General features: G+C 52.2%; 13 protein-coding genes, 2 tRNA genes and 4 rRNA genes. 12 read left to right on the top strand and 7 right to left on the bottom strand.

Annotated features, from left to right (window positions below; all coding sequences use genetic code 11):
• The first annotated feature begins 126 nt into the window (after positions 1 to 126).
• Genes dprA through AC3WS9_RS19945 form a run of 6 tightly spaced genes read left to right on the top strand, consistent with a single transcriptional unit; the run spans position 127 to position 3,911 of the window.
• Entirely contained in the window at positions 127 to 1,251 is a 1,125-nt protein-coding gene (gene dprA / locus AC3WS9_RS19970; protein ID WP_492490030.1) for a DNA-protecting protein DprA, read from the top strand.
• On the top strand, positions 1,223 to 1,696 hold the full coding sequence (gene smg / locus AC3WS9_RS19965) for a DUF494 family protein Smg (RefSeq protein WP_095283654.1): 474 nt from the start codon (positions 1,223 to 1,225) through the stop codon (positions 1,694 to 1,696). The genes dprA and smg overlap by 29 nt, the downstream gene beginning before the upstream one ends.
• Before the next feature lie 27 nt (positions 1,697 to 1,723).
• Entirely contained in the window at positions 1,724 to 2,266 is a 543-nt protein-coding gene (locus AC3WS9_RS19960) for a DNA topoisomerase family protein (protein WP_492490028.1), read from the top strand.
• A 31-nt stretch (positions 2,267 to 2,297) separates the two neighbouring features.
• Positions 2,298 to 2,843, top strand: coding sequence for an L-threonylcarbamoyladenylate synthase type 1 TsaC (tsaC, locus tag AC3WS9_RS19955; protein WP_492490350.1), 546 nt, complete (start codon positions 2,298 to 2,300; stop codon positions 2,841 to 2,843).
• Between the two features lie 4 nt (positions 2,844 to 2,847).
• Positions 2,848 to 3,666, top strand: coding sequence for a shikimate dehydrogenase (gene aroE, locus AC3WS9_RS19950; RefSeq protein WP_492490349.1), 819 nt, complete (start codon positions 2,848 to 2,850; stop codon positions 3,664 to 3,666).
• Positions 3,663 to 3,911 (top strand): DUF1488 family protein, encoded by a 249-nt coding sequence (locus AC3WS9_RS19945; protein ID WP_492490026.1) that lies wholly within the window; start codon positions 3,663 to 3,665, stop codon positions 3,909 to 3,911. The genes aroE and AC3WS9_RS19945 overlap by 4 nt, the downstream gene beginning before the upstream one ends.
• On the opposite strand, the gene AC3WS9_RS19940 is transcribed toward AC3WS9_RS19945, so the two are convergent.
• A complete protein-coding gene (locus AC3WS9_RS19940) occupies positions 3,887 to 4,441 on the bottom strand; it encodes a gamma carbonic anhydrase family protein (RefSeq protein WP_285145696.1) in 555 nt (184 codons plus the stop codon). The two genes, AC3WS9_RS19945 and AC3WS9_RS19940, sit on opposite strands and share 25 nt — an antisense overlap.
• 474 nt (positions 4,442 to 4,915) lie before the next feature.
• On the opposite strand from AC3WS9_RS19940, the gene AC3WS9_RS19935 reads away from it, so the two are divergent.
• The 6 genes from AC3WS9_RS19935 (at position 4,916) to rrf (AC3WS9_RS19910) (ending at position 10,203) form a co-directional block, all read left to right on the top strand.
• Positions 4,916 to 6,455: ribosomal RNA gene (locus AC3WS9_RS19935) — 16S ribosomal RNA — on the top strand.
• 85 nt (positions 6,456 to 6,540) lie between these two features.
• Positions 6,541 to 6,616: transfer RNA gene (locus AC3WS9_RS19930), tRNA-Glu, on the top strand.
• 216 nt (positions 6,617 to 6,832) lie between these two features.
• Positions 6,833 to 9,738: ribosomal RNA gene (locus tag AC3WS9_RS19925) — 23S ribosomal RNA — on the top strand.
• A 100-nt stretch (positions 9,739 to 9,838) separates the two neighbouring features.
• A 5S ribosomal RNA gene (gene rrf, locus AC3WS9_RS19920) occupies positions 9,839 to 9,954 on the top strand.
• 14 nt (positions 9,955 to 9,968) lie between these two features.
• Positions 9,969 to 10,044, top strand: a tRNA-Thr gene (locus AC3WS9_RS19915).
• Positions 10,045 to 10,087: 43 nt separating this feature from the next.
• Positions 10,088 to 10,203, top strand: a 5S ribosomal RNA gene (rrf, locus tag AC3WS9_RS19910).
• The 16S, 23S and 5S rRNA genes sit together here with 2 tRNA genes alongside, the layout of an rRNA operon.
• A gap of 105 nt (positions 10,204 to 10,308) precedes the next feature.
• On the opposite strand, the gene AC3WS9_RS19905 is transcribed toward rrf (AC3WS9_RS19910), so the two are convergent.
• The 6 genes from AC3WS9_RS19905 to AC3WS9_RS19880 form a co-directional block, all read right to left on the bottom strand.
• A complete protein-coding gene (locus AC3WS9_RS19905; protein ID WP_282491906.1) occupies positions 10,309 to 11,067 on the bottom strand; it encodes an amino acid ABC transporter ATP-binding protein in 759 nt (252 codons plus the stop codon).
• A 7-nt stretch (positions 11,068 to 11,074) separates the two neighbouring features.
• Complete coding sequence (locus AC3WS9_RS19900) at positions 11,075 to 12,178, bottom strand: amino acid ABC transporter permease (protein ID WP_492490348.1); 1,104 nt, start codon at positions 12,176 to 12,178, stop codon at positions 11,075 to 11,077.
• A gap of 9 nt (positions 12,179 to 12,187) precedes the next feature.
• Positions 12,188 to 13,369: an amino acid ABC transporter permease gene (locus AC3WS9_RS19895; RefSeq protein WP_492490023.1), complete on the bottom strand. Its 1,182-nt coding sequence runs from the start codon at positions 13,367 to 13,369 to the stop codon at positions 12,188 to 12,190.
• A gap of 68 nt (positions 13,370 to 13,437) precedes the next feature.
• On the bottom strand, positions 13,438 to 14,463 hold the full coding sequence (locus AC3WS9_RS19890) for an amino acid ABC transporter substrate-binding protein (RefSeq protein ID WP_282491903.1): 1,026 nt from the start codon (positions 14,461 to 14,463) through the stop codon (positions 13,438 to 13,440).
• 478 nt (positions 14,464 to 14,941) lie between these two features.
• Positions 14,942 to 15,163: a lipoprotein gene (locus AC3WS9_RS19885; protein WP_015960684.1), complete on the bottom strand. Its 222-nt coding sequence runs from the start codon at positions 15,161 to 15,163 to the stop codon at positions 14,942 to 14,944.
• A gap of 315 nt (positions 15,164 to 15,478) precedes the next feature.
• Positions 15,479 to 18,589 (bottom strand): efflux RND transporter permease subunit, encoded by a 3,111-nt coding sequence (locus tag AC3WS9_RS19880; RefSeq protein WP_492490021.1) that lies wholly within the window; start codon positions 18,587 to 18,589, stop codon positions 15,479 to 15,481.
• Positions 18,590 to 18,597: the final 8 nt, after the last annotated feature.

Raw genomic sequence — 18,597 nt, 5'->3', positions numbered from 1 at the left:
ATTTCCAGAGCCGTGTTCAGGAGTTGAAAAGATCATTACCTCTATTCTAGACAAATCCCCCTCTGATTGACAGCATCGCTGACCAATCGCAAAGATTGCTGAGGCTGCTTATGGCAGGGGAAAAGGATGACTTCCACAGAGATATGGTTACGGCTGATTAACATAGGGGATTTGTGTGGCGATGCCATGCTGATGGCTGCACAGCGTTTATTGCAAAGCGGAGAAATTGATGCTGCTGCTCTGGCAGAGGCTGGCCTGACACCCAAACGGGCCGCCAAATTCATGAACTTTAAGGAGGCGGAACTCGAACGTTCTCTGGAATGGCTTGAGCAGCCAGGGCACTACCTCATATCTGCGGATAATCCACGCTACCCGCCACAATTACGAACTCTGCCTGATTATCCTGGCGCGCTATTCGTTAAGGGCAATATCGAGGTTCTGAACAGCGTTCAACTGGCGGTGGTCGGAAGCCGAGCCCCCTCATGGTACGGAGAGCGGTGGGGCAGGATTTTTTGTGAGCATCTCGCCAAATCGGGATTCACCATCACCAGCGGACTGGCGTGCGGAATTGATGGCGTGGCCCATCGCGCAGCGCTCTCGGCGGTGGGGAAAAGCATTGCCGTTCTTGGCAATGGCCTGTTTAGCATTTATCCCCGCCGCCACGCCGCTCTGGCTGCCAGCATTATTGACGCCGGGGGAGCTGTCGTTTCTGAGTTTTCACTCGCCACTTCACCCTTTCCCGCTAATTTCCCGCGACGCAATCGCATTATTAGCGGACTGAGCCTGGGCGTACTGGTTGTCGAAGCGGCATTACGTAGCGGATCGCTCGTTACGGCCCGATGCGCGATGGAACAAGGTCGAGAAGTCTTCGCTTTGCCCGGCCCCATTGGCAACCTGGGTTGTGAAGGGCCGCACTGGCTCATTAAGCAAGGAGCAACGCCTGTGACCAGCCCGGAGGAGATCCTGGAAAATTTGCGATATGGGCTACATTGGTTACCAGATGAGCCTGAAAAATCACTTTATTCATCAGATCAGGAGGAGGTGGCATTGCCATTTCCTGAGCTCCTGGCTAACGTAGGAGATGAGGTAACACCTGTTGACGTTGTCGCTGAACGTGCCGGCCAATCTGTGCCTGTGACGGTAGCACAGCTACTCGAACTGGAGTTAGCAGGATGGATCGCAGCTGTACCCGGCGGCTATGTCCGATTGAGGAGGGCAAGCCATGTTCGACGTACTGATGTATTTGTTTGAGACTTACATCCATAACGAAGCTGAAATGCGCGTGGATCAGGACCGACTGACGCGAGATCTTACCGATGCAGGATTTGAACGGGAAGATATTTATAACGCGTTAATGTGGTTAGAAAAGCTGGCTGATTATCAGGAAGGCCTTGTCGAACCCATGCAGCTCGCTTCCGATCCTCTGTCTGTGCGTATTTTTACGGCTGAAGAGTGTGAAAGGCTGGATGCCAGTTGCCGGGGATTTATCTTATTCCTGGAGCAGATTCAGGTGCTAAACCTCGATACCCGAGAAATGGTGATAGAGCGCGTCATGGCGCTGGATACGGCAGAATTTGAACTGGAAGACCTCAAATGGGTGATCCTGATGGTTCTGTTTAATATTCCAGGCTGCGAAAATGCCTATCAGCAAATGGAAGAATTACTCTTTGAAGTGAATGAAGGTATGCTGCATTAATCCATCAATGTAGCTCCAAGAGTTGTTATGGCCAAATCAGCACTGTTTACGGTGTCTAATAACGAGCCCTGCCCACAGTGTGGGGCTAATCTTGTCATCCGGTCCGGGAAACACGGTCCGTTTCTCGGTTGTTCACACTATCCAGAATGTGATTATGTCCGTCCCCTGAAGAGTCAGGCGGACGGACATATCGTTAAAATTCTGGAGGGACAAATGTGTCCGGTCTGTGGTGCTGCTTTGGCTCTACGACAGGGGCGCTTTGGCATGTTCATCGGCTGTAGCCACTATCCTGAATGCAGCCATACAGAGCAGATTGATAAACCCGACGAAACCGCGATTGCTTGCCCTCAGTGTCAAGAAGGACAGCTGGTGCAGCGTCGTTCCCGCTTCGGTAAAACCTTCCATTCCTGCGATCGCTATCCTGAATGCCAGTTCGTTATCAATCTCAAGCCGGTGGCGGGGATTTGCCCTCACTGCGATTATCCCCTGCTCATCGAGAAGAAAACGGCACAGGGCGTTAAACTCTTTTGTGCCAGTAAACAATGTGGAAAGCCGGTCTCGGCGGATTAAACCTGTGAAGAATAAATTAACATCGGACTCCATGGCCCGTGCGCTGGAAGTCCTGAGAAACGAAGAAGTCATCGCCTATCCAACGGAAGCTGTGTTTGGGGTTGGATGCGATCCTGACAGCGAAACGGCCGTTACTCGTTTATTAGAATTAAAGCAAAGACCGGTCGAGAAAGGACTGATTTTAATTGCTGCCAGCTTCGAGCAGCTCAAGCCCTATATTGATGATTCGATGCTGAATCAGGCGCAGCGCGAGACCATTTCCGCGGCATGGCCAGGTCCAGTCACCTTTGTTTTCCCGGCGCAGCCCACGACGCCGCGTTGGCTGACGGGGCGCTTTGACTCTCTTGCGGTGCGTGTTACCGATCATCCGCTGGTGGTTGAACTGTGCCAGACTTTCGGTAAACCGCTGGTTTCGACCAGTGCTAATCTGACTGGACTGCCACCTTGCCGTACATCGCAAGAGGTGCTGGCCCAGTTTGGTGATGATTTCCCGGTGGTGATCGGTGAAACCGGTGGCCGTCTGAATCCGTCTGAAATCCGTGATGCATTGACCGGCGAGCGCTTTCGCCAGGGGTAATATGATGGATAAGTTCGCCGTATTTGGTAACCCAATTGCTCACAGCAAGTCGCCGTTCATTCATCAGCAATTTGCGCAGCAGCTGCAAATTGATCACCCATATGGCCGCGTTCTGGCGCCAGTCGATGACTTTCTTCCGACGCTGGATGCTTTTTTTAACGGTGGCGGGAGAGGCGCAAATGTCACCGTCCCCTTTAAAGAAGAAGCCTTTGCCCGAGCGGATGAACTCACTGAGCGAGCCTCTCTGGCGGGGGCGGTGAACACGCTCAAACGTCTGGAAGACGGGCGCCTGCTGGGTGATAACACCGATGGCATTGGCTTGTTAAGCGATCTCGAAAGGCTCTCTTTTATTAAGAAGGGATTTCGTATCTTGCTGATTGGCGCGGGTGGGGCCTCTCGCGGTGTGTTGTTACCGCTCCTCTCTCTGGATTGTGCCGTCACGATCACGAATCGCACGTTTTCCCGCGCACAAGATCTGGCTACGCTATTTGCCCATACGGGGAGTGTGAGTGCTGTAGCAATGGATGATCTGGACGGACATGAGTTCGATCTTATTATTAATGCCACCTCCAGCGGTATCGGTGGTGAAGTGCCCGCGATCCCTTCTTCTATCGTGAGTCCGCACATTTATGCCTACGACATGTTCTATCAAAAGGGGAAAACCCCTTTTCTGAACTGGTGTGAAGATCGTGGCGCAAAACATCTGGCTGACGGTCTGGGAATGCTGGTGGGGCAGGCAGCACATGCGGTTTTGCTCTGGCATGGCGTATTACCTGAAGCCGAACCGGTGATTGAAAAGCTGAAACAGGAATTGCTGGCATGAATCAGGCGATTCAGTTTCCCGACAGGGAAGTGTGGGATGAGGGCAAACAGGCGGTCTGTTTTCCGGTATTAGTTAACGGCGTGCAATTGACCTGTGCTATTACGGGCGAGTTATTGCTTAAACGGTTTGGCGGGACGATCCCTCTGGACGTGTTCAGGGATCATCGCTGGGATCTGGAAGAAGAAGCCAGCGATATGATCCGTGATGAACAGGAAGACGATCAAGGCTGGGTGTGGTTTTCCTGAGCCAGATAGTCGTCTTTCCATTTGACGTAATTATTTGCGGAGTATTTCAGTCCTTCGATCTCCGCCTCTTTCAAAGGGCGGATCTGTTTTACCGGACTGCCTAAATAGAGAAAGCCACTTTCCAGACGTTTGTTTTGCGGGACCAGGCTACCTGCGCCGATCATCACGTCGTCTTCTACTATTACCCCGTCCAGCAGAATAGAGCCCATCCCCACAAGGACGCGGTTGCCAATCGTGCAGCCGTGTAACATCACTTTATGGCCGACGGTGACATCCTCTCCAATAATGAGGGGATTGCCTTCTGGGTTGTAACTCGATTTATGGGTCACATGTAGAACGCTTCCATCCTGAATATTGGTGCGTGCACCGATTGCCACGTAATTCACATCACCTCGGATCGCGACCAGCGGCCAGATACTGACATCATCATCCATTCTGACATCACCAATGACCACGCTGCTGGCATCGATCATGACGCGAGCCCCGATTTTCGGGAACAGATCTTTATAAGGACGGAGTACTGCGGACATATCAACCTCGACTGGTGAGCTTATACAGAAGACATTGATCCTATTATGCCGCACCAGCAGGGGTTAAATGCGTCAATTTTTAAGCAGATCGGGTAGGATCTCGTCGATAAGAGTGGAAAAGCAGCAGTCAGGAAAAAAGATCTAAAAAACGCTTGTGCTAAAAACTGGGATCCCTATAATGCGCCTCCATCGACACGGCAGATGTGAATCACTTCACACTAACCACCAGGTCGGTTGAAGAGAAAAAATCCTGAAATTCAGGGTTGACTCTGAAAGAGGAAAGCGTAATATACGCCACCTCGCAACGGTGAGCGAAAGCCGCGTTGCACTGCTCTTTAACAATTTATCAGACAATCTGTGTGGGCACTCAAAGTGACATGGATTCTAAACGTCGAAAGACGCTAAATGAATACCAAAGTCTCTGAGTGAACATACGTAATTCATTACGAAGTTTAATTCACGAGCATCAAACTTAAATTGAAGAGTTTGATCATGGCTCAGATTGAACGCTGGCGGCAGGCCTAACACATGCAAGTCGAGCGGTAGCACAGAGAGCTTGCTCTCGGGTGACGAGCGGCGGACGGGTGAGTAATGTCTGGGAAACTGCCTGATGGAGGGGGATAACTACTGGAAACGGTAGCTAATACCGCATAACGTCGCAAGACCAAAGAGGGGGACCTTCGGGCCTCTTGCCATCAGATGTGCCCAGATGGGATTAGCTAGTAGGTGGGGTAACGGCTCACCTAGGCGACGATCCCTAGCTGGTCTGAGAGGATGACCAGCCACACTGGAACTGAGACACGGTCCAGACTCCTACGGGAGGCAGCAGTGGGGAATATTGCACAATGGGCGCAAGCCTGATGCAGCCATGCCGCGTGTATGAAGAAGGCCTTCGGGTTGTAAAGTACTTTCAGCGAGGAGGAAGGCATTGTGGTTAATAACCACAGTGATTGACGTTACTCGCAGAAGAAGCACCGGCTAACTCCGTGCCAGCAGCCGCGGTAATACGGAGGGTGCAAGCGTTAATCGGAATTACTGGGCGTAAAGCGCACGCAGGCGGTCTGTCAAGTCGGATGTGAAATCCCCGGGCTCAACCTGGGAACTGCATTCGAAACTGGCAGGCTAGAGTCTTGTAGAGGGGGGTAGAATTCCAGGTGTAGCGGTGAAATGCGTAGAGATCTGGAGGAATACCGGTGGCGAAGGCGGCCCCCTGGACAAAGACTGACGCTCAGGTGCGAAAGCGTGGGGAGCAAACAGGATTAGATACCCTGGTAGTCCACGCCGTAAACGATGTCGACTTGGAGGTTGTTCCCTTGAGGAGTGGCTTCCGGAGCTAACGCGTTAAGTCGACCGCCTGGGGAGTACGGCCGCAAGGTTAAAACTCAAATGAATTGACGGGGGCCCGCACAAGCGGTGGAGCATGTGGTTTAATTCGATGCAACGCGAAGAACCTTACCTACTCTTGACATCCAGAGAACTTAGCAGAGATGCTTTGGTGCCTTCGGGAACTCTGAGACAGGTGCTGCATGGCTGTCGTCAGCTCGTGTTGTGAAATGTTGGGTTAAGTCCCGCAACGAGCGCAACCCTTATCCTTTGTTGCCAGCGGTTCGGCCGGGAACTCAAAGGAGACTGCCAGTGATAAACTGGAGGAAGGTGGGGATGACGTCAAGTCATCATGGCCCTTACGAGTAGGGCTACACACGTGCTACAATGGCGCATACAAAGAGAAGCGACCTCGCGAGAGCAAGCGGACCTCATAAAGTGCGTCGTAGTCCGGATTGGAGTCTGCAACTCGACTCCATGAAGTCGGAATCGCTAGTAATCGTAGATCAGAATGCTACGGTGAATACGTTCCCGGGCCTTGTACACACCGCCCGTCACACCATGGGAGTGGGTTGCAAAAGAAGTAGGTAGCTTAACCTTCGGGAGGGCGCTTACCACTTTGTGATTCATGACTGGGGTGAAGTCGTAACAAGGTAACCGTAGGGGAACCTGCGGTTGGATCACCTCCTTACCTGAAAGAACCTGCCTTTGTAGTGTCCACACAGATTGTCTGATGAAAAGTAAATAGCAAGGCGTCTTGCGATTGAGACTTACACGTCCCCTTCGTCTAGAGGCCCAGGACACCGCCCTTTCACGGCGGTAACAGGGGTTCGAATCCCCTAGGGGACGCCACTTGCTGGTTTGTGAGTGAAAGTCACCTGCCTTAATATCTCAAAACTGACTCTTGAGTCATGTTTGAGATATTTGCTCTTTAAAAATCTGGATCAAGCTGAAAATTGAAACGACACGCTGCGTCTGTTCTCCGTAATAAGAACAGAATGACGGTGTGTTCGAGTCTCTCAAATTTTCGCAACACGAGATGTTTTACGAAACATCTTCGGGTTGTGAGGTTAAGCGACTAAGCGTACACGGTGGATGCCCTGGCAGTCAGAGGCGATGAAGGGCGTGCTAATCTGCGATAAGCGTCGGCGAGGTGATATGAACCTTTGACCCGGCGATACCCGAATGGGGAAACCCAGTGTGTTTCGACACACTATCATGTCATGAATACATAGTGGCATGAGGCGAACCGGGGGAACTGAAACATCTAAGTACCCCGAGGAAAAGAAATCAACCGAGATTCCCCCAGTAGCGGCGAGCGAACGGGGAGGAGCCCAGAGTCTGAATCAGCGCGTGTGTTAGTGGAACGGTCTGGAAAGTCCGACGGTACAGGGTGATAGTCCCGTACACAAAAATGCACACGTTGTGAACTCGAAGAGTAGGGCGGGACACGTGGTATCCTGTCTGAATATGGGGGGACCATCCTCCAAGGCTAAATACTCCTGACTGACCGATAGTGAACCAGTACCGTGAGGGAAAGGCGAAAAGAACCCCGGCGAGGGGAGTGAAAAAGAACCTGAAACCGTGTACGTACAAGCAGTGGGAGCCTCTTTATGGGGTGACTGCGTACCTTTTGTATAATGGGTCAGCGACTTATATTCTGTAGCAAGGTTAACCGTATAGGGGAGCCGAAGGGAAACCGAGTCTTAACTGGGCGTTAAGTTGCAGGGTATAGACCCGAAACCCGGTGATCTAGCCATGGGCAGGTTGAAGGTTGGGTAACACTAACTGGAGGACCGAACCGACTAATGTTGAAAAATTAGCGGATGACTTGTGGCTGGGGGTGAAAGGCCAATCAAACCGGGAGATAGCTGGTTCTCCCCGAAAGCTATTTAGGTAGCGCCTCGTGAACTCATCTTCGGGGGTAGAGCACTGTTTCGGCTAGGGGGCCATCCCGGCTTACCAACCCGATGCAAACTACGAATACCGAAGAATGTTATCACGGGAGACACACGGCGGGTGCTAACGTCCGTCGTGAAGAGGGAAACAACCCAGACCGCCAGCTAAGGTCCCAAAGTCATGGTTAAGTGGGAAACGATGTGGGAAGGCACAGACAGCCAGGATGTTGGCTTAGAAGCAGCCATCATTTAAAGAAAGCGTAATAGCTCACTGGTCGAGTCGGCCTGCGCGGAAGATGTAACGGGGCTAAACCATGCACCGAAGCTGCGGCAGCGACGCTTATGCGTTGTTGGGTAGGGGAGCGTTCTGTAAGCCGTTGAAGGTGTCCTGTGAGGGATGCTGGAGGTATCAGAAGTGCGAATGCTGACATAAGTAACGATAAAGCGGGTGAAAAGCCCGCTCGCCGGAAGACCAAGGGTTCCTGTCCAACGTTAATCGGGGCAGGGTGAGTCGACCCCTAAGGCGAGGCCGAAAGGCGTAGTCGATGGGAAACAGGTTAATATTCCTGTACTCGGTGTTACTGCGAAGGGGGGACGGAGAAGGCTATGTTAGCCGGGCGACGGTTGTCCCGGTTTAAGCATGTAGGCGGAAGGTTTAGGTAAATCCGGACCTTTTTTAACGCTGAGGTGTGATGACGAGGCACTACGGTGCTGAAGTAACAAATGCCCTGCTTCCAGGAAAAGCCTCTAAGCATCAGGTAACATCAAATCGTACCCCAAACCGACACAGGTGGTCAGGTAGAGAATACCAAGGCGCTTGAGAGAACTCGGGTGAAGGAACTAGGCAAAATGGTGCCGTAACTTCGGGAGAAGGCACGCTGGTGTGTAGGTGAAGTCCCTGCGGACGGAGCTGAAACCAGTCGAAGATACCAGCTGGCTGCAACTGTTTATTAAAAACACAGCACTGTGCAAACACGAAAGTGGACGTATACGGTGTGACGCCTGCCCGGTGCCGGAAGGTTAATTGATGGGGTTAGCTGTAAGGCGAAGCTCTTGATCGAAGCCCCGGTAAACGGCGGCCGTAACTATAACGGTCCTAAGGTAGCGAAATTCCTTGTCGGGTAAGTTCCGACCTGCACGAATGGCGTAATGATGGCCAGGCTGTCTCCACCCGAGACTCAGTGAAATTGAACTCGCTGTGAAGATGCAGTGTACCCGCGGCAAGACGGAAAGACCCCGTGAACCTTTACTATAGCTTGACACTGAACACTGGTCCTTGATGTGTAGGATAGGTGGGAGGCTTTGAAGCGTGGACGCCAGTCTGCGTGGAGCCAACCTTGAAATACCACCCTTTAATGGCTGGTGTTCTAACGTAGACCCGTAATCCGGGTTGCGGACAGTGTCTGGTGGGTAGTTTGACTGGGGCGGTCTCCTCCTAAAGAGTAACGGAGGAGCACGAAGGTTAGCTAATCCTGGTCGGACATCAGGAGGTTAGTGCAATGGCATAAGCTAGCTTGACTGCGAGAGTGACGGCTCGAGCAGGTGCGAAAGCAGGTCATAGTGATCCGGTGGTTCTGAATGGAAGGGCCATCGCTCAACGGATAAAAGGTACTCCGGGGATAACAGGCTGATACCGCCCAAGAGTTCATATCGACGGCGGTGTTTGGCACCTCGATGTCGGCTCATCACATCCTGGGGCTGAAGTAGGTCCCAAGGGTACGGCTGTTCGCCGTTTAAAGTGGTACGCGAGCTGGGTTTAGAACGTCGTGAGACAGTTCGGTCCCTATCTGCCGTGGGCGCTGGAGAATTGAGGGGGGCTGCTCCTAGTACGAGAGGACCGGAGTGGACGCATCACTGGTGTTCGGGTTGTCATGCCAATGGCATTGCCCGGTAGCTAAATGCGGAAAAGATAAGTGCTGAAAGCATCTAAGCACGAAACTTGCCCCGAGATGAGTTCTCCCTGACTCCTTGAGAGTCCTGAAGGAACGTTGAAGACTACGACGTTGATAGGCTGGGTGTGTAAGTGCAGCGATGTATTGAGCTAACCAGTACTAATGAACCGTGAGGCTTAACCTTACAACGCCGAAGATGTTTTGGCGAAAGCAGAGACTTAGATTTTCAGCCTGATAACAGATTAATCGACGTGCAGAGATGCGTGTTGATAAAACAGAATTTGCCTGGCGGCTTTAGCGCGGTGGTCCCACCTGACCCCATGCCGAACTCAGAAGTGAAACGCCGTAGCGCCGATGGTAGTGTGGGGTCTCCCCATGTGAGAGTAGGGAACTGCCAGGCATCAAATTTAGCGTGCTGATATGGCTCAGTTGGTAGAGCGCACCCTTGGTAAGGGTGAGGTCCCCAGTTCGACTCTGGGTATCAGCACCACTTTATTACGTGGTTGAAGTTCGGCAATAGTAAAAAGAATTTGTCTGGCGGCTTTAGCGCGGTGGTCCCACCTGACCCCATGCCGAACTCAGAAGTGAAACGCCGTAGCGCCGATGGTAGTGTGGGGTCTCCCCATGTGAGAGTAGGGAACTGCCAGACATCAAATAAGTAAAAAGGCCATCCGCAAGGATGGCCTTTTTGCGTTTAAGTCTCAGAAATACAATGACTACCCGGCAGCTAAACGCCACCGGGCAACGAAAACCATTAATGAATCACTTGAGACAGGAATGCGCGCGTACGTTCAGATTTAGGATGCGCGAAAAACTCTTCCGGAGGAGCCTGTTCCACGATTTCCCCACGATCCATAAAGATCACTCTGTCCGCCACCGTCCTGGCAAAGCCCATTTCATGCGTCACACAGAGCATAGTCATTCCCGATTGCGCCAGACCAATCATCGTATCCAGCACCTCTTTCACCATCTCCGGATCCAGCGCTGAAGTCGGTTCATCAAACAGCATAATTTTAGGTTTCATGCACAGAGAACGGGCGATCGCCACACGCTGCTGCTGCCCACCAGAGATCTGTCCGGGGAATTTGTTCGCATGCTCGGCTATACGCACGCGTTCCAGGTAATGCATCGCCAGCGCTTCTGCCTCCTTCCTGGGCATCTTCTGGACCCAAATAGGTGCCAGCGTGCAGTTCTGCAACACGGTCAAATGCGGGAATAAATTGAAATGCTGAAATACCATTCCCACTTCCTGGCGGACCCGTTCGATATTGCGAATGTCTTCATCCAGCTCAATCCCGTCAACAACAATCCGGCCCTGTTGATGTTCCTCAAGATGGTTAATACAGCGAATAGTCGTCGACTTTCCTGAGCCCGAGGGGCCGCACAGGACGATACGTTCGCCCTGTTTAACCTTCAGGTTGATATCTTTCAGGACATGAAACTGGCCGTACCATTTATTGACGTTTTCCAGCGTAATCATCGCGTCGGCAGGGGTCATCGTTATTTTGCTCATAAGTTCCTCAGTGCGGTGTACGCCCGGTGTTAAAGCGCTTTTCCAGATGTTGGCTGTAGCGCGACATGCTGAAACAGAAGATCCAGTAAACAAGTGCAGCGAAAACATAGCCTTCAGTCGACATCCCGAGCCATGCCGGGTCGACCGTTGCCTGCTGAACGCTGCTGAAGAGATCGAACAACCCGATGATGATCACCAGGCTGGTATCTTTAAAGAGTGCGATGATGGTGTTCACCAGACCAGGGATAACCATCTTGAGGGCCTGAGGTAAGATCACGAGCCCCTGCGTTTTCCAGTAACCGAGCGCCAGCGATTCAGCGGCTTCATATTGACCTTTCGGCAGCGCCTGCAGACCTCCCCGAACCACCTCAGCGACATAAGCCGACTGGAATAAAACAACACCCACCAGAGCGCGGATCAGTTTGTCGATCGTGGTGCCTTCCGCCATAAATAGCGGCAGCATCACGGAAGACATAAACAGGACGGTGATCAGCGGCACACCGCGCCAGAACTCAATGAAAATCACCGACAGAATGCGCATCACCGGCATAGTGGAGCGACGGCCAAGTGCCAGCAGAATGCCTAACGGCAGCGCTCCGGCGATCCCCACAGACGCGATGATTAGCGTCAACGTCAATCCGCCCCACTGGCGCGTCTCGACTCGCTCCAGTCCCAGAATTCCCCCATACAGCAGCAGCCAGACAATCAGTGGATACACTACCGCCCAGCAGGCAATGTAACGTCCACGGCGCGGCAGGTTTTTCCAGAACATCGGCACAATCGACAGCAACCCGACAACCAGCGCCAGATTGATGCGCCAGCGCTGATCGTGTGGATACAGCCCATACATAAACTGGCCAAAACGTTCGTGAATAAACACCCAGCAGGCGCCTGCTTTGGTACAGTCTGCCCGCGTTGAGCCCACCCAGTTTGCCTGCAAGAAAGCCCAGTTCAGAAGCGGAGGGACCAACTCCCACATCAGCCATAAGCTGACAATCGTCAGGAGACTGTTGCTCCAGGAGGAGAACAGATTTTTGCGTGCCCAGGCGATGAAACGCCAGCTTCCGGTGCTGGACGGACGCGAGGGGTGTGACAATACGGCTTTTGTCATCATGGTTCCTTAGCGCTCAACCAGGGCGATACGGCGGTTATAGATATTCATCAGCAATGAGATCGTGAGGCTGATAATCAGATAGACGGACATAGTGATAGCGATCGTCTCGATAGCTTGTCCGGTCTGGTTCAGTACGGTTCCGGCGAACAGCGAAACCATGTCGGGATAACCAATCGCGGCAGCCAGCGAGGAGTTTTTAGCGATATTGAGGTACTGACTGGTCAGCGGTGGGATGATCACGCGTAAGGCTTGCGGGATGATCACCTGGCGCAGCGTGACCGGGTTAGGTAAGCCGAGAGAACGCGCGGCCTCGTGCTGCCCATAGGGAACCGCCTGAATACCGGAGCGAATGATTTCGGCAATAAACGCGGAGGTATAAATCGACAGCGCCAGCGTCAGGGCCGCCAGTTCAGGAATGAGGACCATTCCACCGCGGAAGTTAAAGCCCCGGAGCTGAGGAATATCCCAGTGCAAAGCGGCTCCGAAAACCCATTGCGCCAGTAACGGCAATCCTATGATCAATGCGGCGCCGATTGGCCATGTCCGGCGAAGTTGCCCGGTTTTAATCTGCAGCGTCCGGTTATAGCGAAACAGCCCCACGGTAATCGCAATCGCAATAACAATGGCCCCGACAAACGCAAACAAACCCTCGCCCGCCAGAGGTGAGGGAATATAGAGACCCCGGTTACTCAGGTAAAAAAGGTCCCAGGCATCAACGGCCTGACGCGGGCCGGGCAGATTACGCAATACGGCGAAATACCAGAAAAAGATCTGCAGCAGTGGCGGAATATTGCGAAACGTCTCGATATAAATCGTCGACAGTTTGCGTAACAGCCAGTTATCAGAAAGGCGTGCAAGACCGAGGAAAAAACCCAGGAATGAAGCAAATACAATACAGAGTCCGGAGACCAGCAGTGTATTAAGTAAACCGACCAGAAACACCCTTCCGTAGGTATCACCCTCTTGATAATCAATCAGATGCTGCACAATACCAAAACCAGCACTGCGATCCAGGAATGCAAAGCCTGAGGTAATACCGCGATTGCTCAGGTTGGCCACAGTGTTATAAATCAAATAAACCGCAACAACCACGACGGCAACGACGGCGATTATCTGGAATAGCCAGGCGCGAACCGCGGGATGAGAAAAGGAAAGCTTTCCTTTTACGGCTAAGCGGCGATGGGACATAAAGAAACCTCGGTAACCATGACTCTGGATGGGGCACCGCAGTTGCAGTGCCCGTTACAGCCAAATGCTTAACGTACTGGCGGAGCGTACTGAATACCGCCGTTGTTCCAGAGGTTGTTCTGGCCACGTTTGATCTTCAGCGCACTTTCCGATCCCACGTTGCGCTCGAAGATCTCTGAATAGTTACCGACGTGTTTGATGATGTTATAAGCCCACTTATTGTCGAGTTTCAGATCTTTGCCGAAGTCACCCTCTTTACCCAGAAGATGTGCCATATCCGGTGTTGATGGATTTGCCGCTTTCTCGTCGACGTTTTTCGAGTTAATGCCCATCTCTTCGGCATTTAGCATGGCAAACAGCGTCCAGCGAACGATCGAGAACCAGTCTTCATCACCGCGACGAACCACCGGGCCGAGAGGTTCTTTCGAGATTACTTCCGGCAGAACAATCCACTCCGCCGGGTTGCTCAGCTTGATGCGCAGGGCATACAGCTGTGACTGGTCAGAGGCCAGCGTATCGCAACGGCCTGATTCCAGCGCTTTAGCGGATTCGTCAGAGCGATCGAAGGTCACAGGCGTGTATTTCATGTTGTTGGCTTTGAAATAGTCGGCGACGTTCAGCTCGGTATCGGTGCCCGCCTGAATACATACGGTGGCGCCATCCAGCTCTTTCGCGCTCTTCAGCCCCGCTTTGTTATGGGTCAGGAAGCCGATGCCGTCATAATAGGTCACGCCGGTGAACGACATCCCCATCCCGGCATCACGGGATGACGTCCAGGTGGTATTACGAGAAAGCATGTCTACTTCGCCGGATTGCAATGCAGTGAAACGTTCTTTCGCCGTCAGCGGGGTGTATTTTACTTTGGTATCATCCCCGAAGAGAGCGGCTGCAACGCCACGGCAAACATCGACATCAATGCCAGTGAACTTTCCGTCCGCATCGGCGTAAGAGAAGCCCGGTAACCCATCACTAATACCGCATTGCACAAAGCCTTTCTTTTTTACGGCATCCAGCGTGGTGCCCGCATGAGCTTGACCCGCTACAGCAAACAGCATGCCCGCAGCGGCAAGGCTGGCTATCATCGTCTTTTTCATATTGCATCCTGTGTGGCGAAATTTATCGTTATAGAAAGTCGTTTTAAAACGCTTTACCTGTCTGTGGCGTTGGCCGACGTTTATAAAGCAAACGTAATGCCAGTTTTTGCGTTCGGCAGAAATTGGGATAATTGAACGCATAATGCAGAGTGTAGACAGGGATAAATAAATCGAGCGCCCCGGAATGGTGCGAAATCACAACCTACGCCACAAATCAGAGCAAAAGTTGCGAGTCCGTGAGTGAATTCAGGAAGATAGTTTCTGACGTGAATATTGGCAGGATAGTTAATCCCGTTAATTTGTGAAAAGTATCACGCGGGAAAATGAAATAAAAAAAACACCGCAAAAAAGATGTGAGAAGAACCAGGTATTAATAATGGAGGCAGAATAAAGAGGGGAGTTTTTTTAACGAATCGTAAAAAGGCTGCACTGATTTGAAGCAAAAGCGCGGACTAAACGCGCTTTTGCCAGGGAAAGATTATTTAGTTAACGCGACGATACCTAGCGTCAGGCCAGCAACGGCAGCGGCACCACCGGCGATGGCTCCTGCGGTTTCCCAGTTATCCTGGGTGGTTCCTTTCATACAGGTATTGGTATGAACCAGTCGGCCTTGATCGTCATAAACCGGAACACACGGAGAGTCGTGTGCGCAACCGGCAAGAAGCGCAGCGAGTGTTGCAACGCAAATGAATCTTTTCATGATGTTACCTCAGAATTAAAACTTACTCGCTATAAAACCGAAAGGGTATTTATCGAGCTGGAGAACATTTTACCACTACATTCCTCTGCAGAGTCAGTATGAATAATCTCAAATTATGTGGTTTGTAAAAATCGTGGAGAAGATTTAGGAAAGGCATGAATTTATGAAGGAAGTGTGGATGTAATAAATGAATAACCGGGGTTGTTAGCGTTTCTCATTATTCGCAGACGCATCATAATACAATGATAGTTTGTGCGCTAATGTTCTCTTTGAAGGAAAAAGAAAAGGCGCCGAGCGACGCCTTTTCTGTTTAATTTACTTATCGTTGCGGTTAAATCGTCTTCTGACGACCACAAAGAAGACAGGAACGAAGAAGATTGCCAGCAGCGTTGCGGACAACATCCCTCCCATCACCCCTGTCCCCACGGCGTTTTGCGCACCGCTACCTGCACCATGGCTGATAACCAGAGGCAGTACACCGAGGATAAACGCCAGGGAGGTCATCAGTATTGGGCGAAGACGCATGCGTGATGCCTCAAGCGTGGCTTCGATAACGCCTTTACCTTCTTTCTCCATCAGGTCTTTCGCAAACTCCACAATAAGAATGGCGTTCTTGGCAGATAACCCGATGGTGGTGAGAAGCCCCACCTGGAAATAGACATCGTTGTTCAGACCGCGCAACGACGCGCCGAGCAGGGCACCAATAACGCCCAGCGGCACGACAAGCATAACGGAGAAGGGAATCGACCAGCTCTCGTAAAGCGCCGCCAGACACAGGAACACCACGATGAGCGAAATGGCATACAGCGCAGGAGCCTGATTGCCAGAGAGTCTTTCCTGATAGGACATTCCCGTCCAGTCGTAGCCAATCCCGGAAGGCAGTTTCTGCGCAAGCGACTCCATCAGGACCATTGCTTCACCGGTACTTTTGCCTGGCGCCGCTTCACCAAGAATTTCCATGGATGGCATACCGTTGTAGCGCTCAAGGCGAGGGGAGCCTGAAATCCAGCGCGAGGTACTAAACGCAGAGAAGGGAACCATCTCACCGTTTGCACTGCGCACATACAGATTGTTGATATCTCCCGGCAACATACGGAACGGCGCATCGGCCTGCGCGTACACTTTTTTCACGCGACCGTGATCGATAAAGTCGTTTACGTAGGTCCCACCCAGGGCGGTTGAAATGGTCTGGTTGATATCAGACACGCTCACACCCAGCGCCTGCGCCTTCTCCTGATCCACATCCAGCTTGAACTGCGGCGTATCTTCCAGCCCGTTTGGACGCACACGCTCCAGCATCTCAGGATGTTCTTTAACCATGCCCAGCAGCTGATTACGTGCTTTGGTCAGCTCGGTATGTCCAAGGTTTGCCTGGTCAATCAGCTCAAAGTCAAAGCCGGTCGCGGTACCCAGTTCGATAATCGCTGGCAGGTTGAACGGGAACACCAGGCCATCTTTGATCTGGCTAAAGGCTTTGGTCGCACGGCCAACGATCGCTCCTACACTATTCTCAGCGCCTGGACGTTCATCCCATGGCTTAAGACTGATGAACGCGATACCGGAGTTTTGCCCCTGGCCACTGAAGCTAAAGCCGTTAACCGTAAAGACCGATTCGACGTTAGCCTTTTCTTTAGTTTGATAGTACTGCTGGACCTGATCCAGGATTTGCTGTGTGCGGGTTTGCGTGGCACCAGCAGGAAGCTGGACCATGGTCATAAACACGCCCTGATCTTCCTCCGGCAGGAAGGAGGTCGGGAGACGTAAAAACAGTACCGCCATGCCCGCGACAATCAGCACATACACCACCAGATAGCGCCCGGTTCTGCGTAAGATACCGCCCACGCTGTTGCTGTAATGCTCCACGCTCTTATCAAAGAGATTGTTGAACCAGCCAAAGAAACCGCCTTTTGCATGATGCTCTTCCGATGCCGGTTTAAGCAGTGTGGCGCAAAGGGCGGGTGTCAGAATTAACGCAACCAGCACGGAAAGGGCCATGGCAGAAACGATGGTCAGGGAGAACTGACGGTAAATGGCACCGGTAGATCCACCAAAAAAGGCCATCGGAACAAACACCGCCGAAAGCACCATCGCGATACCAACCAACGCCCCCTGGATTTGCTCCATGGATTTTTGCGTCGCCTCTTTTGGCGGGAGCTTGTCTTCCACCATGACGCGTTCGACGTTCTCCACGACCACGATGGCATCATCGACCAACAAGCCTATCGCCAGTACCATCCCAAACATCGTCAGGGTATTGATGGAAAATCCGAAAGCGCCCAGCACGGCAAAAGTCCCCAGCAATACGACGGGCACCGCAATGGTGGGGATCAGAGTGGCTCGCAGATTTTGCAGGAACAGATACATGACGAGGAAGACCAGAATGATCGCCTCGAAGAGAGTTTTGACCACTTCATGAATGGAGATTTTCACAAAAGGTGTCGTGTCGTACGGATAAACGACTTTCAGCCCTTGCGGGAAGAAGGCCTGCAGCTCTGCCAGTTTTGATTTAATGGCCGCGGCGGTATCCAGCGCGTTCGCACCTGTCGCTAACTTGATGCCGAGACCGGTGGCCGCCTGGCCGTTGATCTTCGTCACCATGTTGTAGTTTTCACCGCCAAGCTCAATACGGGCCACATCTTTCAGATGCACCATTGAGCCATCCTGATTCACTTTCAGCGTAATTTTGCCAAACTCTTCCGGTGTTTTCAGGCGCGTTTGCGCGATGATCGAGGCGTTCAGCTGCTGCCCAGGTACTGCAGGCGTCCCCCCCAGTTGCCCGGCAGCGATCTGGTTGTTCTGGGTTTTAAGCTGATTGATCACATCCAGCGGCGTCAGCTGATACTTATTCAGCGCGTTGCTGTCGAGCCAGATGCGCATAGCGTACTGCGCGCCAAACAGCTGAACGTCGCCCACGCCGGAGGTCCGGCTGATGGAGTCTTTGACGTTGGAGGCGACGTAGTCTGAGATGTCATCCTGGGTCAGGCTTTTGTTATCAGAGACAAAACCGGCGACCAAAAGGAAGCTGCTGCTGGATTTCTCCACGCCGATCCCTTGCTGCTGCACTTCTTGCGGCAGTAGCGGCATCGCCAACTGGAGTTTGTTCTGAACCTGTACCTGCGCGATATCTGGATCCGTACCAGACTGGAAGGTCAGGGTGATGGTTACGTTACCGGCTGAATCGCTGGTGGAGGACATGTACATCAGGTTATCGATACCATTCATGTTTTGTTCGATAACCTGGGTCACGGTGTCCTGCACCGTCTGCGCATCAGCGCCAGGATAAACAGCCGTAACGGCTACGGCTGGTGGCGCGATGGTGGGATACTGCGCCACCGGCAGTTTGAGAATCGCCAGCCCGCCCGCAATCATCAAAATGATGGCGAGTACCCAGGCGAAAATCGGCCTTTGAATAAAAAAGTTAGCCATTGATTAAT

This window comes from Lelliottia sp. EB106-05-01-XG201 (genome assembly GCF_058791735.1).
The sequence above is the reverse complement of the archived record's forward strand: the minus strand, read 5'-3'. Positions and strand labels throughout refer to the sequence as shown.